This is a genomic window from Chitinophaga jiangningensis, from assembly GCF_900142605.1.
In the GTDB taxonomy this organism is placed as follows: Bacteria; Bacteroidota; Bacteroidia; order Chitinophagales; family Chitinophagaceae; genus Chitinophaga; species Chitinophaga jiangningensis.
In genome coordinates this window covers 77,489-95,729 of the sequence record NZ_FRBL01000012.1, presented here as the reverse complement: position 1 = coordinate 95,729, position 18,241 = coordinate 77,489, and the positions used below count along the sequence as shown (strand labels likewise).

Annotated in this window: 12 protein-coding genes; 3 read left to right on the top strand and 9 right to left on the bottom strand. The window is 49.0% G+C overall.

Annotated features, from left to right (window positions below; genetic code table 11):
- Window positions 1-50: 50 nt before the first annotated feature.
- From BUB18_RS26680 to BUB18_RS26660, 5 genes are all read right to left on the bottom strand, one after another.
- Complete coding sequence (locus BUB18_RS26680; RefSeq protein WP_073087055.1) at window positions 51-626, bottom strand: hypothetical protein; 576 nt, start codon at window positions 624-626, stop codon at window positions 51-53.
- A gap of 188 nt (window positions 627-814) precedes the next feature.
- Entirely contained in the window at window positions 815-2,401 is a 1,587-nt protein-coding gene (bshC, locus tag BUB18_RS26675; protein WP_073087053.1) for a bacillithiol biosynthesis cysteine-adding enzyme BshC, read from the bottom strand.
- 196 nt (window positions 2,402-2,597) lie between these two features.
- Window positions 2,598-4,067: a glycoside hydrolase family 130 protein gene (locus BUB18_RS26670; protein ID WP_073087051.1), complete on the bottom strand. Its 1,470-nt coding sequence runs from the start codon at window positions 4,065-4,067 to the stop codon at window positions 2,598-2,600.
- 18 nt (window positions 4,068-4,085) lie between these two features.
- Window positions 4,086-5,357 carry a glucose-1-phosphate adenylyltransferase gene (locus BUB18_RS26665; RefSeq protein WP_073087049.1) on the bottom strand — a complete coding sequence of 424 codons (1,272 nt, stop codon included), beginning with the start codon at window positions 5,355-5,357 and terminating at the stop codon, window positions 4,086-4,088.
- 27 nt (window positions 5,358-5,384) lie between these two features.
- Window positions 5,385-6,803, bottom strand: coding sequence for a glycogen synthase (locus BUB18_RS26660; protein ID WP_073087047.1), 1,419 nt, complete (start codon window positions 6,801-6,803; stop codon window positions 5,385-5,387).
- 108 nt (window positions 6,804-6,911) lie between these two features.
- Between BUB18_RS26660 and BUB18_RS26655 the strand changes: the two genes are divergently transcribed.
- Together BUB18_RS26655 and BUB18_RS26650 are read left to right on the top strand one after the other, a co-directional pair.
- A complete protein-coding gene (locus BUB18_RS26655) occupies window positions 6,912-7,805 on the top strand; it encodes a DUF72 domain-containing protein (RefSeq protein WP_073087045.1) in 894 nt (297 codons plus the stop codon).
- An 85-nt stretch (window positions 7,806-7,890) separates the two neighbouring features.
- Window positions 7,891-10,815, top strand: coding sequence for an FAD-binding and (Fe-S)-binding domain-containing protein (locus BUB18_RS26650; RefSeq protein WP_073087043.1), 2,925 nt, complete (start codon window positions 7,891-7,893; stop codon window positions 10,813-10,815).
- Window positions 10,816-10,898: 83 nt separating this feature from the next.
- Here the strand turns inward: BUB18_RS26650 and BUB18_RS26645 are convergent, their stop codons facing one another.
- Genes BUB18_RS26645 through BUB18_RS26630 form a run of 4 tightly spaced genes read right to left on the bottom strand, consistent with a single transcriptional unit; the run spans window position 10,899 to window position 17,375 of the window.
- A complete protein-coding gene (locus BUB18_RS26645) occupies window positions 10,899-11,654 on the bottom strand; it encodes a class I SAM-dependent methyltransferase (protein WP_073087041.1) in 756 nt (251 codons plus the stop codon).
- 2 nt (window positions 11,655-11,656) lie between these two features.
- On the bottom strand, window positions 11,657-14,830 hold the full coding sequence (locus BUB18_RS26640; RefSeq protein ID WP_073087039.1) for an efflux RND transporter permease subunit: 3,174 nt from the start codon (window positions 14,828-14,830) through the stop codon (window positions 11,657-11,659).
- A gap of 23 nt (window positions 14,831-14,853) precedes the next feature.
- Complete coding sequence (locus tag BUB18_RS26635; RefSeq protein ID WP_073087037.1) at window positions 14,854-16,002, bottom strand: efflux RND transporter periplasmic adaptor subunit; 1,149 nt, start codon at window positions 16,000-16,002, stop codon at window positions 14,854-14,856.
- A 26-nt stretch (window positions 16,003-16,028) separates the two neighbouring features.
- Window positions 16,029-17,375 carry a TolC family protein gene (locus tag BUB18_RS26630; protein WP_073087035.1) on the bottom strand — a complete coding sequence of 449 codons (1,347 nt, stop codon included), beginning with the start codon at window positions 17,373-17,375 and terminating at the stop codon, window positions 16,029-16,031.
- 161 nt (window positions 17,376-17,536) lie between these two features.
- On the opposite strand from BUB18_RS26630, the gene BUB18_RS26625 reads away from it, so the two are divergent.
- Window positions 17,537-18,241 (top strand): TMEM175 family protein, encoded by a 705-nt coding sequence (locus BUB18_RS26625; protein ID WP_073087033.1) that lies wholly within the window; start codon window positions 17,537-17,539, stop codon window positions 18,239-18,241.

Below are 18,241 nucleotides of genomic sequence, written 5' to 3'. Positions count from 1 at the left end.
CTAAGAAAAGTTTGCCCGGAAAGCGAAATCACCTATCCGGGCAACGATAATTAAAAATTAAACAGGCAATTCAATCCAAATACGTCATACACATTGTCAGAAACGGTGCGCATATACGAAGTACGTATCTCAATGTTACGATTACGATTTCCTACTTTGAACCGCACCCCTGCATCTGCAGCAGGTCCCACACCAGCAGCACTTTCACTATAGTCATATGCCTCTCCACCCCAGTAATCACTATCCTCACTGTATGTCGCGTAATGATATCCAAACCCGGCACCTACAAAAAAGCCAAATCGCCTGCCACTGTTTTTTATAGCGCCGGCGCCAAAGTTGAATTCGGCCGTAACCGGTGCATTGAAGGCAAAAGAAGCACTGTTACCACTCTCCCCCCATGACGCGGCTATCCCAAAAGTAAGCGGCACACCGAGTGAAATAGAAGTCTTCCCGGAAGACATAGGGAAACATACCCGTGGGTAATACAGCAAAGTGGGAAGCACCTCCCCCGCATCCCCCTCCGGCACCTGTACCAGGAAACCCGTACCTACACCATGACGGAATTCCTGAGCAAAAACATAGTTGCTCAGCAAACAAATAACTAACAGCGTAAATAATTTTTTCATCTAGTAGAGAATTAGGTATAGAATTTATAGGTCGCAAAAAAATGCAATTTTTAAACATTTTGGAAAGAAACCTTAAAAAATAGTCATTTTTTCACATGCAAACTTTTCTTGATAAACAAACCGGCAAACAAAAAGGCCGGAATTGCATCATCCAATGCAATTCCGGCCCTTTATTTATTTATAGGCTGTTACCCAGCTATCACAATCGTAAACTGATCCGTCACCGGCGTCTGCACTTCCAGCAACCTGTCAAAAAATGCAGGTCCCTCCATCGCAAACCATGGAATAAAGTTTTCCTTTCTTTCCTGTAACGAGCCCGCCGGGAATAACCGCGCTCTGATAGTTCTGATCTGATCCGTTTGCCACGCGAACTTCTTTTTCTCCGCACGCAGAAACTTGTGTTCCAATTTACTAATGGACTTCATCGCCTTCTTCCTTTCGGAATTCGCAGAAGCCACCAGCGTAATATCAATGCTCTTCGCCTTCTCCTCCAAAATATCGAACAGCCGTTCCATTGCTGCATATTCATCTTTCAACACCAGCGCAGCATCGGTATGCCGCTGCACAAAACTGTTGATGATATCATCCGTACGCTGAAACAAGGTCCGCACCGGCAATTCCAGCTTCTGCAAACGGGTATTACTCTGCTCATCCACCAGCAAAAGGGAATTACGCAACAGTAACACGGGGTAAGGAACGCCATAATGTGCAAACAACTGCTGCAACTCCAGCCAGTAGGCAATTTCACCGCCGCCGCCAATAAAGGCAATGTTAGGCAAAATCGTTTCCTGGAACATACCCCGTAAAATCACATTCGGGCTAAACCGCTCCGGATGCGCTTCCAGCTCTGCTTCCAGTTGCGCCTGATCGAAACTCTTTTTGGTATGCAGTACTTTCCACAGATCTCCCTCCCGTACAATGCGCTCCCGCATACCGGTTTCAAGGTAAAACAGGTTAATATCACGGGGATTCGCCTGTATTTTATAGTGATTCCCGATCTTCGAAAGCGTGTCTGCCACGAGGTCATGCGACCGCTGATGCAACAGTTCATCCTTTATAACGGGAATGTATAAACGCTTCAGCGCAGCGCTGTCCGGTACTACCGTTACTAAACCAAAACGGCCAAACAGGGTATGCACCAGGTAAAGCGTAGCTTCCTGGATATTACCATGCTCCAGGTAGGCTTTGCGTAGGATGTCCAGCAGCTCAGCTCCGTGTGGCAAAAAGCCGATGCTGTCCTGGATCTGGCTGATCACCAGTTCCAGTCCTTCCGGCGCCATACGGCCTACAGGCCCCTGCTGCTGCGTATTCCAGGTAAGTGTTTTACCTTCCAGGTAAATACTGCCCAATTCTTCCAGGTCAGCATCTTCACTACCCATATAATATACGGGCACAAAATTATATTGCGGATACTGTTGCTTCAGCTCTCCTGCCAGCTTTATCGTTTGCAGGATTTTGTAGGCAAAATACAGGTAACCGGTAAAAATATTGGGCTGATGGGCGGTACAGACGGTAAAGGTATCAGGGCTGAGCAAACTGCTGATATGCTGCTGCACGGCAGGCTCGGGGGCTAAAGTAGCATACTGTGCTTCCAGCGCTGCTACCAACTCCTTTCGTGGAGTAGCAAATGCCTTACGGGCTTCTATCGCTGCTGCAAAATCCGGTCTGACGGGTGAATATTTGTAAAAAGGCCTTATCTGTGGATCTTCTGCCAAAAAATCTGTTACCAGCTGGTTAAAATAACCTGTTTCCCCATAAGGAATATACTCGAGCATATCTATCAATAATTACGCATGATGAATTACAGATGTGGTGGAGCTCAATGAAACCAATACATCGAAAAATTTGAATGTACGAAGTTAAATAGTTTTTCATTACCAGCACCAGGTAATTAAGGAACGGCAGATTTGCAGGAATAACTTGTGGATATCCTGACAAATGGAAAAAATAAATTTTTGTTATCGGGAGAGATTAAACGCCATCGGCTTTAATGGTGGACAGCAACTTGTCGAGGTTTACGCTGGCAAAACCCGACGCATAGTCAGATAAACCATATGGAATGATCAGTTCATTGTTGTGAATAATAGACCCGCAACTATAGAGCACATTAGGCACATAGCCTTCGCGTTCGTCTTTTTTGGGCACCAGCAGCGGCTCCCGCAGGCGGCCTATTTCTATACGGGGATCGTTGAGGTCCAGCAAACTGGCCCCTATGCAGTAGGTACGCATAGGCCCCACACCATGGGTAATCACCAGCCATCCCTCCGATGTTTCAATGGGCGAACCGCAGTTACCCACCTGTACAAACTCCCATGGGTACTTCGGCGTTTGAAGTATCTGTGGATTCTCCCAGATATTAATTTTATCTGAATACATGATATACCCGTTGATGCCATCAATGCGGGAGATCATCACATACTTGCCACCGATCTTACGGGGGAAGAGCGCCAGGTTCTTGTTCTGGGCCCCTTCCCCGTATAACGGCATAATTCTGAAAGTATAAAAATCTTTGGTTTGCAGCAGTTTGGGCTGGATGGTAATCCCGTCGTACGCCGTGTAGGTAGCGTAGTAAGTGACCGACCCGTCATCGGAAGTATATTTCACAAAACGGGCATCTTCTATACCGCGACTCTCAGCATCTGAATAAGGAAAAATAATTCTGTCGGAAATATCCGTATCCAGTGAAAAGTTGAGTTCATAATAGCTGTCTGCCAGCCACAGCACACGTTCCAGCTCCTTCTTCAGCAGGTGATCCACCTGGTAACGCTGCTGCATATCCCGGATGGTGCGCTTCAATGCCTGGTACTCGAACTTATCGGACAGGCTGTTTTGCACCTCCTGCATAATCGAATCCGGCAACTTGATGGACACCGCATTCTGGAAAAACGATTGCTTCTGGTAAACGGCATTGCGGATTACTTCCGCTTCATCTATATAATTGCCGGGGGATTCCAGGAAGATTTCATTGTCCCTGTTGATAACGCCATTTCTGAACGCTATTGATGAAACGTGCCCTTCTCCTACTGCCCTGAAACTGATAATGATGCGCTTTTCACCTTCTTCCAGGCCGCTCTGGTCAATATCCTCAATGATACTTGGATTAAAGAAAGCGGCAGATTCGATGGAATATTCATTGGTAAAATACGAGCCTATGAGCAGTTTCTTACGATAACTGAGTTCTTCGTAACTGATCTGCAATGCCTCAAAAAGGTGACTTACCCTGTCGGCATGCCGTTCGAAGATCCTTGTAATATTACGATGCCTCCGGGAGAACTCTCTCAGTATAGGCATAATCGTTAGGTTAACCTCCGTATCATCCATTTCCACCACCTTTTGAATGATTGATTTGGCTCTTGCTTCACCGTTGAAGAAGAACCTGGCTACCACCCTTTTAAGGTCCGGATAAATTTTCGTGTTTTTCCGCTCAATAGACAATTGCATGTTTACCACATTTGGTCATCAAATCTCAAAGCCGTCGTTTAGCACCATGCCTTTTTTCACAACAACGATACCATCTTTTACCGTGTACTTTTCAAAGTCGCCATCAGCGAGGTGTTTACCTCCGTTAATACGAACGTTATTGCCTATACTAACGTTTTTATCGATGATAGCATTGTTGATTACACACGCTTCACCGATGCCGATGGGCGGAAGTCCTTTCTCCTGCGCTTTTTTCAGGTCTTCCAGGGTTTGATAGTAATCGCTGCCCATAATATAGCTGTTTGTGACAACCGTGCCCTTTCCTATCCGGGTACGTATACCAATCACACAACGTTCCAGGCGGCTTGCCAGAATAATACAACCATCGGCCACAATAGTTCTTTCAATAGCACCTGAAATTTTTGCCGGCGGCAACATTCTTGCCCTGGAGAAGATGGTTTGCGACTCATCGTAGAGGTTAAACAGCGGGATATCATCCGTCAGACCAATATTAGCCTCAAAGAAGGAAGGAATATTCCCGATATCTGTCCAGTAACCCTCGTACTGATAACTAAACACCTTGTAACCGGAGGCGATGGCAAAAGGAATCACCTGTTTACCAAAATCAGCCTGATCCGGGTTACCCATCAGCATATCAAACAATACCTGGCGGGAAAAAACGTAGATCCCCATACTGGCCAGGTACTCTCTGCCGGCCTCCTTCATTTCAGGGCTCACTTCAGATGCCCATGGCGGCAGCTGCTCCTGCGGCGGCTTTTCAGTAAACGATACGATGGCGCCCTGCTCATTGGTTTTGAGAATACCGAAGTCGGATGCTTCCTTTGCAGCCACTGGAATGGTAGCGATGGAAATATCAGCGCCGGTATCTTTATGCTGCTGTATAAATTTGCTGAAGTCCATTTGGTACAACTGGTCACCGGAGAGGATGAGCACATATTCGAACTCAAAATTCTCCATATGGTGGAGGCATTGCCTTACGGCATCCGCCGTACCCTGGTACCAGGTAGGATTATCCGGGGTTTGTTCTGCCGCCAGGATATCTACAAATGCCTTATCAAAATTGCTGAAACGATAGGTGTTCTTGATATGCTTGTTCAGCGACGCGGAATTGTACTGGGTAAGCACAAAGATCCTGTTTAACCCGGCATTCAGGCAGTTGGAAATGGGGATATCGACCAGGCGGTATTTACCGGCCAAAGGTACTGCCGGCTTGGAGCGGCGACGAGTAAGCGGGTATAGGCGGGTTCCGGCCCCACCTCCTAATATAATGGATATTACGGCGTTAGACATATATATAAAGGGAGTTATTTTTCTGAATCAGATGCGCATGCTTTGATAGAGATCTATGTACTGCTGTGCAGAAGCGTTCCAGGAGTGGTCCAGGTGCATTCCGGAGAGCTGCACATCGCGCAGTCTGCGTTTGTCCTTATACAACTCTATGGCTCTTTTAACGGAGCTGCAGGCATCCCATACAGAGGGCTGAATAAACCGGATACCCACACCACCGGCGTCGCCGAAGTCGGTAACCGTGTCCTTCAAACCTCCGGTACTCCTCACAACAGGTATCGTGCCATAACGCAGTGCATACAGCTGGTTTAGGCCGCAAGGCTCCACCCGCGAAGGCATGAGCAGGAAGTCGCTGCCGGCATAGATCAGGTGCGATAATGCCTCATCATACCCGATATGTAGATTAAATCCATAGCTGGCATAATTTCTCGTTTCCTGTAACATCCATTCGATGTGCGGATCGCCACTGCCGAGTACCAGGAAGTTAACTTCTCCCGGCAGTTCGTGTAAGCTTCTTCCTATTATTTCAGGGAGAAGATCAGCGCCTTTGTCGCCCACCAGTCGCCCAATGAACGATATCAACGGCAGGGACGAGTCCAGTCCGAACCGTTCACAGAGATCCTGTTTGTTCACTTCTTTTCCTTCAGGAATCAATTCAGGGGTATAATTGTTCGATATGCGGGGATCTGTTGCAGGGTCCCATACTATCGTGTCGATGCCGTTGATGATGCCGCTGGTTTTAGCCCGCTCGCTGCTGATCAGGCTTTCAAGGCCATTGGCATTCTGATATAACTCCTCCATATAACCCGGAGAAACGGTGGTCACCCGCCAGGCACATTTGATCCCGGCTGCCAGGGGATTGATGCATCCTCCCCAGTCGAGCAGGCCCGCCTTCCACAGGTCAAAGCCCGGAAGCAGGTACAGTTTATCCCAGCCAAACTGGCCCTGGTACTGTGCATTATGAATAGTAAGCACCGAAGGAATCTGGCTGAGGCGATTATATTTATAACTATAACTCAGCAGGAAGGGGATTAATGCCGTATGATGATCATGGCAGTGCATCACTGCCGGCTGGTGATGCCATTCGTTGATCCAGTCGAGTATCGCGATCTGGAAAGCCAGAAAACGTTCTGTATCGTTGGGGTATCCATACACCCCCGGTGTGTCGAGCAACCCGGGAATGTCTACGAGATAAAGGTCGAATTCGAGACTATTATGTCTCTCCTTTAAAACATTAAAATGGTACCACTGGTGGCCTAACCACATACCGGACTGGTGTACCACATCAAACTCATGGGTATCGAAAAACTTATTCCTGTAGGCCGGCAGTACTACCTTGGCAATATGCCCGAGTTCCTGCTGGTATTTGGGTAGGGCCCCTACCACATCCCCCAGTCCTCCGACCTTCGCTACCGGATAACATTCCGCGCTGACGTGTAAAATTTCCATGCTGCTAATTGTATTTCCTTAAGTTAGTTGCAAAAAACTGAAATTCAAAATTTTCTTACCTTGCTGGCACAACCCTTGCCGACGGAGTATTATCTAATAGCTATCATTATGAAGTTCGGTACGGTCCCCACATCCATGCTGGATGATATTGATTTTAAGATTCCGGCAGAACCACTCTGGAATAAGCGTGTGCTGAAAGGCACCCCGGTACGCCATCCACGCGTATTTTCAGGCGCCGCCAAATGGGCCCGCCGCGAATGGCTCGACCTCCTCTACCCTGCCGGCACCCGCGAAAATCAATACCTACAGGAATACATCAAACATTTCAACAGCATTGAGCTTAACGCTACCCGCTATAAAATTTATGATGAAACGGCAGTTCGCCGCTGGGGTGAAAAAGCCCGTGGGCAGGACTTCGTATTTTGCCCCAAGGTACCACAGGTGATCAGCCACTACAGCAGCCTAAGCAACGCCGGCGAACGCACCACCGAGTTCCTGGACGGCATGCTGGGCTTCGGTAAACATCTCGGCCCCATATTTTTACAGTTAAGTGAGAAATTCGGTCCGGGTAGGCGTACACAACTTTATGACTATGTGGCCGGCCTCCCCAACGACCTGCAGTTTTTTGTGGAACTGCGCCATCCCGACTGGTTCGAAGACGAGGCCGCACGTATGGAATTGTTCCAGACACTGGCCAAACATAAGGTGGGAGCGGTTATTACGGATACACCCGGGCGGCGCGACTGCCTGCACATGCATCTGACCGTGCCCAAAGCGTTTATACGGTTTGTGGCCAACGACCTGCATCCGACCGACTTCACCCGGATCGACGACTGGACACACCGCCTCAAATACTGGCTGGATAAGGGTCTTAAAGAATTCTATTTCTTTCTGCACACCAAATCAGAAAAGAATATCCCCGAACTTGGTATCTACTTTGCCGACCAGGTGAAAAGAGTGTGTGGCATTGAGATAAAAAAACCTGAGTTAATAAAACATTGATTCTTTTTTTGACGATTATATTACAGGAGATGAAAAAGCCGCAATGATATATTAATTTTGCCCTCTCAAAACAGGTACATATATCATGCGCGACAAGCTAGAGCAATTGGCCGGGGAATTGAAAGGCACGTTATACACAGACGATACGATGCGGACCCTTTATGCCACAGATGCTTCGGCATACCGCGAAATGCCCTTAGCAGTGGCGATTCCGGCCGATGAAGCAGATCTTAAAACACTGATCAGATTTGCACGTGAAAACAAAACATCCCTGATACCGCGTACTGCCGGCACCTCCCTCGCCGGGCAGGTAGTAGGTAACGGCATCATCACCGATGTTTCCCGGACTTTTACTAAAATTCTGGAACTGAATAAGGAAGAAGGCTGGGTACGCGTACAACCAGGCGTTATCCGAGACGAACTGAATATGTTCCTCAAACCCCACGGGCTGTATTTCGGGCCGGAAACCTCCACCGCCAACAGAGCCATGATTGGTGGTATGGTGGGCAACAACTCCTGCGGCTCCAACTCCGTTGTTTACGGCAGCACCCGCGAGCACCTGCTGGAAGTAAAAGCCCTCCTCAGCGACGGCCAGGAAGTGACGTTCGGTGCCATGGATGCAGAAACCTTCCACCAGAAATGCGAAGGCCCGGACACACTCGAAACCCGCATCTACAAACAAATCCGTACTACACTCAGCAACCATAACAACGCCGCCGAAATCAGGAAAGAGTTCCCTAAAAAGAGCATTCCCCGCCGTAATACCGGCTACGCTGTAGACATGCTGCTGGAAACCAACCCTTTCACTGCCGGCACGGAAGATTTTAACTTCTGTAAACTCATCGCCGGATCAGAAGGTACCCTGGCTTTCCTCACTGAAATAAAGTTGCATGTAGACCCCATCCCTCCCAAGGAAGTAGGCCTGCTGTGCATACACTTCAATAATATTGATGAATCGCTCCGCGCCAACGTGCTGGTAATGGATTTTAAACCCAGTGCCAGTGAGCTGATCGACCACTACATCCTGGAGTGTACAAAAGATAATATCGAACAAAGCAAAAACCGTTTCTTCGTACAGGGCGACCCCGGCGCTATCCTCGTCGTGGAATTCTGTCGCAATACCCGCGAAGAAATCATAGCAATGTGCGCACAGGTGGAAGCCAAACTTCGCGAAGCAGGCCTGGGATACCACTTCCCGTTGCTCTTCGGCGACGACAGCAAAAAAATCTGGGCCCTGCGCAAAGCAGGCCTCGGCTTGCTCAGTAACCTCCCCGGCGATGAAAAAGCAGTGCCGGTAATCGAAGATACCGCCGTTGCTGTAGAAGACCTGCCTTATTTCATCCGCGATTTCAACGAAATCCTGAAAGAATACGGCCTGTACTCTGTACACTACGCCCATGCCGGCTCCGGTGAAATTCACCTCCGCCCTATCATCAACCTGAAAACAGTTGAAGGCAATCACCTCTTCCGCAAAATTGCAGAAGAAATTGCCGGACTGGTGAAAAAATACCAGGGCTCCCTCTCCGGTGAACACGGTGATGGCCGCCTCCGTGGTGAGTTCATCAAACAGATGGTGGGTGACAAAAACTATGAACTGCTGCGGGAAATCAAATACACCTGGGACCCGGAAAATATCTTCAATCCTAACAAGATCGTGGATACGCCGAGCATGAACAGCATGCTCCGCTACGAGCCAGGCCAGGCCGCACCTAATATCAATACCATTTTCCACTTCCCGGACCAAACCATCCTTCAGCATGCGGAGCAATGTAACGGTTCAGGCGACTGCCGTAAAACGCAGCTCAGCGGTGGTACCATGTGCCCCAGCTATATGGCTACCCGCAACGAAAAGGATACCACCCGCGCAAGGGCAAATATCCTGCGCGAATTCCTCACGCATTCCAATAAGGAAAACCGCTTCGATCATAAAGAAATCTACGAAGTACTGGACCTCTGCCTCGCCTGTAAGGGTTGTAAGTCGGAGTGCCCCTCCAACGTGGATATGGCGAAGCTGAAAATGGAATTCCTGCAGCATTACTACGATGCCAACGGCGTTCCGATGCGTGCCAACATGATCGGTAACTATTCCAAACTCAACGGACTGGCCGCCATTGCACCATCTATTTATAATGGCCTGGTTAAAAATCCACTAACGGGCAGCCTTATACGTAAATTCTCCGGTTTTGCGCCTAAACGTTCGCTGCCTACTTTGCACACCACCACCCTGCGCAACTGGTTTACCCGCCGCTGGCCTAAGGAGAAAAAGGGAAAATCCGGCAACCGTAAGGTCTACCTCTTCTGTGATGAGTTTACTAACTTCAACGATACTACGATTGGTATCAAAGCCGTGAAACTCCTGCATAAACTGGGTTATGAAGTAGAGATGGTAGAGCATCCGGAGAGCGCCAGAGCGTATATGTCCAAAGGATTGCTCCGCAAAGCGCGGGAAATTGCGGAAGACAACGTACGCATTTTCCAGACCCTTATCAACGAAAAAACACCTTTGCTTGGCGTAGAACCTTCTGCCATTCTGAGCTTCCGCGATGAGTACCCCGATCTGGTACGCGACGGACTGCGAAACGGCGCAAAAGAACTGGCCAAACACGTGTATATGGTAGATGAGTTCCTGGCGATGGAGGCCGACAAAGGCAATATCACCGCTGCGCAGTTTACTACCCGCACACAACATATTAAATTACACGGCCACTGTCAGCAGAAAGCACTGTCATCTGCCCTGCATAGTAAAAAAATCCTGTCCATACCCGGTAACTACACCGTGGAAGTGATTCCGAGCGGCTGCTGCGGCATGGCAGGGTCATTTGGGTATGAAAAGGAACACTACGACCTGAGTATGCAGATTGGCGAGATGATACTGTTTCCAGCCGTGCGCAATGCCGCTTCAGGCACTATCATTGCAGCGCCGGGCACCAGTTGCCGGCACCAGGTGAAGGATGGTACCGGGGTGATAGCGAAGCATCCTATAGAGATTTTGTATGAATCACTTGCATAGTTTTTACCCATGCCTTCGGCATGGGTAAAAACCGGAAGGGGTCGGTGCCGTACGGCACCGACCCCTTCCAGCTTATAGCTTTATTATGCCTGCAAAGGCCCCAGATATATTTCCGTTAAAAAGTGAAACTTCACCATACCATTCACCTGAAATTTATCGTAAATCTCTTCCAGCTCATTGAGCATGGCTTCATGCTGCGGCCCTGATTCCGGGGCATAGGAGGCGGACAATAACCTGCCTTTTAATCCTTTGAAATCAAATTGCTGTGCATGTGTCAATTGCTTCAGCTCATAACCGGCAGGGGCAAAAAATGCAGCCATTTGCGCAGGGGTGATATTCTTGTGATTTACGGTGGCGTAGTCGGTGCCGTATTTACGCAACAAATCTTCGTAATTTTTTTCAAACGGATTTTCCGTTTGACGTACATTCCAGATGAGTGCCGCGTAACTACCGGGCTTGCCTATACGGAGAAATTCAGCTTTGGCAGCAGGCGCATCAAACCAGTGAAAGGCTTGTCCTGCCACGATCAGGTCCACACTATTATCCGGTAAGGTAGTTCGTTCTGCCGTCCCCGTTATGGGCTCAAAATTTCCATAGGGCGTCAGCATTTTGATCATCTGCTCCCGCATCTCCCTATTGGGTTCTACGGCATACACCTTATTACCCTGTTCCAGAAAAGGTTCCGCTGAAATGCCCGTACCGGCGCCAATATCCGCCACCACAGTATCGGGGCGTAATACGCCGGCTTCTTTGAGAAACGGAATGAGGCTGTCCGGATAATGCGGACGATATTTTACATAGTTTTCGACCCTTGAGCTGAATCTTTCTGTGTTTTTCATGATTATTCCCCGAGTCCTTTAGGTTTCTTTTCTTCGTTTCCAAACTGTTCCAGTTCGGCCAGTTTTTTCTTACCGTAGGCCAGTTTTGTGATGAGCACGTACAGTACCGGCACACTAAAGATAGCCACAAAAGTAGCAGCCAGCATCCCCCCTACCACGGTAAATCCGATGTTTACACGGGAGGCAGCGCCAGCGCCTTTGGCGAAGCAAAGCGGCATTACCCCAAGGATAAACGCGAAGGAGGTCATCAGGATCGGGCGGAAACGCAGCTTTACCGCTTCCAGGGTGGCCTGCAGCAGTGGCATCCCCCTGTCCACACGTTCCTTACAGAACTCTACGATCAGGATGGCGTTTTTGGCGGACAAACCAATGAGGGTGATCAAACCGATCTGGGAATACACGGAGTTAGCCTGTTTGGTCAGTGCCAGCGCGCAGATAGACCCGAACAGCGCTACCGGTACGGCCAGGAGTACGGAGAATGGTACCGACCAGCTCTCATACAGGGCCGTCAGCAGCAGGAATACAAACAATATCGATAGTCCGAAGATGAGCAGGCTTTTATTTCCAGCCTCAATTTCCTGTAAGGATACGTTGGCCCACTCGTAGCCGAAGTTGGAGGGCAGCACTTTAGCAGCCACTTCTTCCAGGGCTTTAATGGCATCACCGGAACTGTAGCCCTGTTGCGCGTCCCCGTCGATTTCGATGGAGCGGTACAGGTTAAAGTGGTTGATTACCGGCGCACCACCTCCTTTTTTACTGGAGATCAGCGCGCTGAGCGGAATCATCTGGCCGGTGTTGTTGCGAACGTAGTAGGTCGACAAATTATCAATGCTGGTACGATACAGGGAATCTGCCTGCAACACCACGCGGAAGCTGCGGCTGAACCGGGTAAAGTCGTTCACATATAATCCGCCGAGGAAAGTTTGCAGGGCGCCAAAAACATCGCTCACTGCTACGCCCAACTGTTTACATTTATCTCTGTCCACCTCCACATTGAACTGCGGCGTATTGGCGCTAAAGAAAGCATATGCCCGGGCAATTTCCGGGCGTTGGTTGGCAGCCATCAGGAACTGCCCCAACACCTGGTTGAGCTGGGCCATGTCCGGGTTACTCTTTTGCTCCATGATAAAGGAGAAACCACCGGAGTTACCCAAACCACGCAGTGTGGGCGAAGGAATACAAATAACGGTGGCGCCTAAAATGCGTCCGGCCTTGCCTTGTATTCTGCCTACAACGGTACCGATGTCGTCCCCGTGCTTATAGCGCTCGTCCCAGGGTTTGAGACTTACGAAGAAAGTACCCGAGTTAGGCTTGGTAGCGTTGGCCACGAAGTTGATACCCGCGATTCCGAAGAAGTGGCTTACAGCACTGTCGGCCAGCAATATCTGGTTAATCTGCTCAATCACCTCTTTGGTACGACCCGAAGATGATGCGTCCGGTAACTCCAGGGCGATAAACATGGCACCCATATCTTCCTGAGGAACAAAAGTAGTTGGTGTTTTCTTAAACAGGTAACCGGCTACAGCAAACAGCCCTACAAGGATGATAAGCACCAGCCAGGTTTGATGGATGGCGTGTTTTACCCCGTTACCATAGCGCTCCGTCACTTTGCCAAACCATACGTTGAACTTATAAAAGATTTTGTTTAAACCATGGGATTCTTTAGTGAGATGAGCAGGCCGCAACAGAATAGCTGTCAGTGCAGGCGTTAGTGTTAACGCCAGAAATGCCGATAACAACACGGAAAATGCGATCGTGAGGGCGAACTGCTGATACAATCGCCCGCTCACCCCGGGGATAAATGCCACCGGCACAAACACTGCCGCGAGGATCAGCGCAATGGCGATTACCGGCGCCTGTACCTCCGACATGGCCTTGAAGGTGGCTTCCCGCGGCGACATCAAATCCGCATCAATATGATGCTGCACCGCCTCCACCACCACAATGGCATCATCCACCACGATACCGATGGCGAGCACGAAACCAAATAAAGTGAGGGTATTGATGGAGAAGCCCAGCAACTGGAAAAATATAAAGGTACCAATCAGTGAAATCGGAATAACCAGGACCGGGATGAGTGTAGCCCTCCAGTTCTGCAGGAAGATAAATACCACAATCACCACCAGCAGCAAGGCCTCGATGAAAGTCTGAATTACCTCTTCAATGGAAATTCTTACGAAAGATGTAGTTTCAAAGGGCACGAGCCACTGCATATCTTCCGGGAAAGACTTAGAGAGTTCCTCCATGCGGGCAATTACGCGGTCGTTTACATCCAGGGCGTTTGCACCGGGCGACAAATAAATCGCCGCACCTGAACCGGTTTTACCGTCCGCTTTGGCTTCGATGGCGTAGGTAAAGGAGCCGAGATTGATGCGGGCAACATCCCGGAGTCGCACCAACGAACCATTGGTGCTGCGCCGTATAACAATATTTCCGAATTCTTCCGAGGTAGCCAGTCGCCCCTTTACACTAACCGTGTATTCAAAGGCCTGGTGTTTATCGATTGGAGGCGCACCAACACTACCCGCAGGCACCTGCTGGTTTTGCTCCGTAATGGCAGCAGCTACATCGCCGGCAGTGAGGCCGAGGGCGGCCAGCTTATCCGGGTTCAGCCAGATGCGCATGGAATAATCCTGGGAAAAAGCATTTACATCACCTACGCCTGACAAGCGTGCCAGCTCAGGTTTGAGGTAAATATTTACGTAGTTATCAAGGAATTCACGGCTATGTGTGCCTTTGGGCGAGTTCACCGCGATTACCATCAACATATCGTTGGAACGCTTCTTAACGGTTACCCCTACACGACGTACCTCGTCCGGTGTACTGGGCAACGCCAGGCTCACGCGGTTCTGTACGTCCAGCGTGGAGATGTCGGGATCGGTACCGAGGTTGAAGGTAACGGTCAGGCTCATCGAACCATCATTGGCGCTCACACTCTGAATATACATGGCGCCGGGCGTACCGTTTACCTGGTTTTCGATGGGGGTGGTCACCGTTTCTTCTACCGTGGTAGAGTTGGCACCCACATAACTGGCACGTACATCCGTAACGGGTGGCGCAATATCCGGCAGCTGCGCGATTGGTAGGTTAAACATACAGATCAAACCTACAATCACGATGAGTATAGCAATTACGATCGTAGTATTCTTGCGCTCTATAAAGGTTTTCGAGATCATGCTGTGAATGCAGTTTTGATGGTTTATTTACCGGCAGGAGCTTGTGTGGCAGCAGGTGGCGGTGTGGCACCGGCAATATTTACCGTATCTCCTGGTCTTACTTTCTGCAGGCCATCCACCACTATTCTGTCGCCCACATTCAATCCGGCCCGGATCAGCAGCATGGTATCTGCCTGTGGTCCGGGATCTATACTTTTCTGCTGGATGACGTTGTCTTTATTGATAAGCATTACGCTTGTTTCAGAAAGGTTCTGGATAATTGCTTTAGCCGGAATGGCCACCTGGGTAGGCTCTGTTTTGTACTCCATAATCACCACCAGGCTCATACCGGAAGTTAGCATCCTGTCTTTATTGGCAAACTGCAATCTCACTTTAACGGTACCTGTGGTTTGATCCACGATGTTATTGATGGTTATGATTTCTCCGGTTTCATTATATCGTTCGCCGTTGGTGAATTGGAGGTAGAATTTGATATCGCCGGGGTTTACTTTCAGTTTATTGAATTCCTGTACACGGGATTGTGAAACGTCGAAATCCACGAACATGGGCTGCTCGTTTACCACCGTGTTGATCAGCGTTTGACCTGCGTTTACAATATCTCCCACTTTGATGAGTACGATACCGATTTTACCGCTCACCGGCGCTTTGATCTGGGAGTGGTTTACATCCGTTCCAGCGCGGGCAACTGCTGCCTGGGCCGCTGCCAGGTTTGCTTTAGCGGTGAGTAATGCAGTATATGCCTGGTCAACCGTTTGTTTGGATATCGCGTCGTGTTCGAGGAGGTTTTTATAGCGTTCATAGTCGCGCTCTTTCTGTGCCAGGTCGGCCTCAGCCTGCTGGCGGGTGGCGGCGGACTGGTCCAGGGCGGCGGTATAGCGACTTCTCTCAATCTCGTACAGCACCTGTCCTTTCACGACATCGGAGCCGTCGGGCACTTTGATAGCATCGAGGAAGCCGGTTACATCGGCGCGTATTTCCACGATATTATTGGCGGTAAGCGTAGCCGGGAACTTCTCCGTTACCGTAAAGGCGCCTGCCTGCACGGTATAGGGCACCACTGTAGCTTTCATCTGACCCATCATAGCCTGCTGATTCTTCTTTCCTCCTCCGCAGGAGCTGAGGATTACCGCTGATGAAAACAGGAGTATGTTCGAATATTTGTTAAGATACATATGGAGAAGAAATTACGATTGACGAATTACTTGATTTTGCCCATGGCCTTATCCAGGTCAGTTTTGCTGATGAGGATATTAAGCATGGCGGTGATATAGTCGACGCGTGCCTGTGTCAGCTCATTTTCGGCGGACAATACATCCAGGCTCGTGCTTACTCCCTGATCATATTTGTATACTACCCTGTCGTATATGCCCTGCGTGAGGTCCATATTCTTCTTGGCAGTGGTAAAATTGTCTTTATTATTCAGGTAGATGGTATTGGCTTCTTTTACCTGGTTGCTGATGGTTTGCACGAGGTAATCGAGATCATTACGGGATTTTTCGACGGTGATCTTGTTTTGCCTGATCAGATGCAGTCGTTCCGTACCGGTAAAGATGGGCCAATTGAGTGTGAGTCCCAGCACGGACGCGCCGAATCCGGTTTTATAGAGATCGCCGAAGTCGGTGGAAAAATAATTCCAGCCATAGTTCACAAAGGCAGAGAGCTGCGGCAGGTATTTCATTTTGGTGCTTTTCAGCTGCAGTTCATTGAGTGCGATTTGTGTGTTCTGGATGCTGTATTCAATGCGGTCTTCCGGCTTGTAATCAACTGTATCTGACAGGTAATACTCCACATCAAAATCCTGCACGGTTTCCGTAAGCGTCAGTTGTGCTTCCTGGGGCATACCCATCTGGAATTTAAGCAACTGTAATGCATATACGAGGGTACGGATTTGATTGGTGACAGTGGTAACCGTATTATTATATGATACCTGGATACGGTCTACGTCTATTCGTTCGGCTACGCCCTGGTCATAACGGTGACGGGTATCTTCCAGCGTTTTGGAGAGTTGCTGGAGATTGGATTTGGTGAGCCGGATATTTTCGGTATTGGTGAGCACCGCGTAGTAGGCTTTGGATATGGCCACGGTGGTTTCTATATTGGTTTGGGTAAGGCTTTTCTTTGCCAGGTCTGTATAGACTTTTGAGGCTTTGAGTCCCAGGAAGTAGTCGCTGTTAAAGATCACCTGATCCAGCTGCCCTGTTACCGAAGAGGCGAACCGGGTACCGAATTGCACGGGTATTTTCACATCGTAGTTACCATTTGCGATGTCGGGGATCAGGGAGGTGGCCAGTTTCATATTATCATTGAAAGAGGCGGAAATATTACCGTGCGGCAGGAGTTTACCGGTAGCTTCCTTCACCTGTTCTTCTGAAAAGTTGACATCAAGGTGCGCATTTACCACGTCGTGGTGGTGTTGCAGCCCATATTTGATACAATCTTCCAGGTTGAAGGCATAGGAAGCGCCTTTAGCGGTATCTGCCTGTCCGAAAACAGACTGAAATCCTGTAATAAGCAGAAGAGATAACAGCAATTGGTTGCCACGCATATTAAATCATTGACGGTCTATGACGATTGTTAGGGAGATAACAATAAAATGTTGAAAATGTTGACGGAAGAAAATACGGTGCAGGTGTGGAAGGATATCTTTGGGGGATACTTTGTATATTGCCGGCACGAAGCTTATAAAGATACGCTCCTATTATGTCAATGTCTGTTATTAAGGAACCCAAATCTGAGCAGCGGGAGCTGGAACTGGTGCGCATTACTCACTTCAGTGATGCTGTTTTTGCGGTGTCCATTGTCCTGTTGATCCTGGATATCAAGTTACCTGAGATCCCTGATGCTGTACCTGTGGCCGATTACATGACCTACCTTCGCCCTATGACGATGCAGGCCCTGGTTTTCCTGGCTACCTTTATTTTTATGGTGAATTTCTGGCGCCGGCACCTGCAGCTATTCCGGTTATTGCATCACCAGGATAATGGCCTGGTGAGCAGGAATCTGTTTTTCCTGTTTTTCATCATTACCTTTCCCTTTGCAGCCCGGGCGATGGTGCATATAAAGCCACACTTCATCCTGCCATTGTTTATTTATCTCTGCAATCTGGCCGGCTGCCTGGCGGCGATGTTCTGGATGGCCTACTATGCTTTCCAGAAGAAACCTTCGCTGACAGCTCCGGGGCACTATACCGAGAAAGAGATTATGTACCAGCGGTACAAGTATAATTTCCTGACGATGGCCACCGGGTTTACGGTGATTTCCATGGTTTATTTCTTCTTTCCGGATAATGTACATTACCAATACCTGAGTTATTGGATTATCCCGGCATTGGCTTTGTTCAATTATTTCCGGTTGAAAATCAAAAAACGTAACACCTTACGGGCGGTCCATATAGTGGACAAGCAGTTGTAG

Coding starts and splice junctions, on each gene's coding strand:
- BUB18_RS26680 (WP_073087055.1), bottom strand. CDS start 626: ATGAAAAAATTATTTACGCTGTTAGTTATTTGTTTGCTGAGCAACTAT.
- bshC (WP_073087053.1), bottom strand. CDS start 2,401: ATGCTCGAGTATATTCCTTATGGGGAAACAGGTTATTTTAACCAGCTG.
- BUB18_RS26670 (WP_073087051.1), bottom strand. CDS start 4,067: ATGCAATTGTCTATTGAGCGGAAAAACACGAAAATTTATCCGGACCTT.
- BUB18_RS26665 (WP_073087049.1), bottom strand. CDS start 5,357: ATGTCTAACGCCGTAATATCCATTATATTAGGAGGTGGGGCCGGAACC.
- BUB18_RS26660 (WP_073087047.1), bottom strand. CDS start 6,803: ATGGAAATTTTACACGTCAGCGCGGAATGTTATCCGGTAGCGAAGGTC.
- BUB18_RS26655 (WP_073087045.1), top strand. CDS start 6,912: ATGAAGTTCGGTACGGTCCCCACATCCATGCTGGATGATATTGATTTT.
- BUB18_RS26650 (WP_073087043.1), top strand. CDS start 7,891: ATGCGCGACAAGCTAGAGCAATTGGCCGGGGAATTGAAAGGCACGTTA.
- BUB18_RS26645 (WP_073087041.1), bottom strand. CDS start 11,654: ATGAAAAACACAGAAAGATTCAGCTCAAGGGTCGAAAACTATGTAAAA.
- BUB18_RS26640 (WP_073087039.1), bottom strand. CDS start 14,830: ATGATCTCGAAAACCTTTATAGAGCGCAAGAATACTACGATCGTAATT.
- BUB18_RS26635 (WP_073087037.1), bottom strand. CDS start 16,002: ATGTATCTTAACAAATATTCGAACATACTCCTGTTTTCATCAGCGGTA.
- BUB18_RS26630 (WP_073087035.1), bottom strand. CDS start 17,375: ATGCGTGGCAACCAATTGCTGTTATCTCTTCTGCTTATTACAGGATTT.
- BUB18_RS26625 (WP_073087033.1), top strand. CDS start 17,537: ATGTCTGTTATTAAGGAACCCAAATCTGAGCAGCGGGAGCTGGAACTG.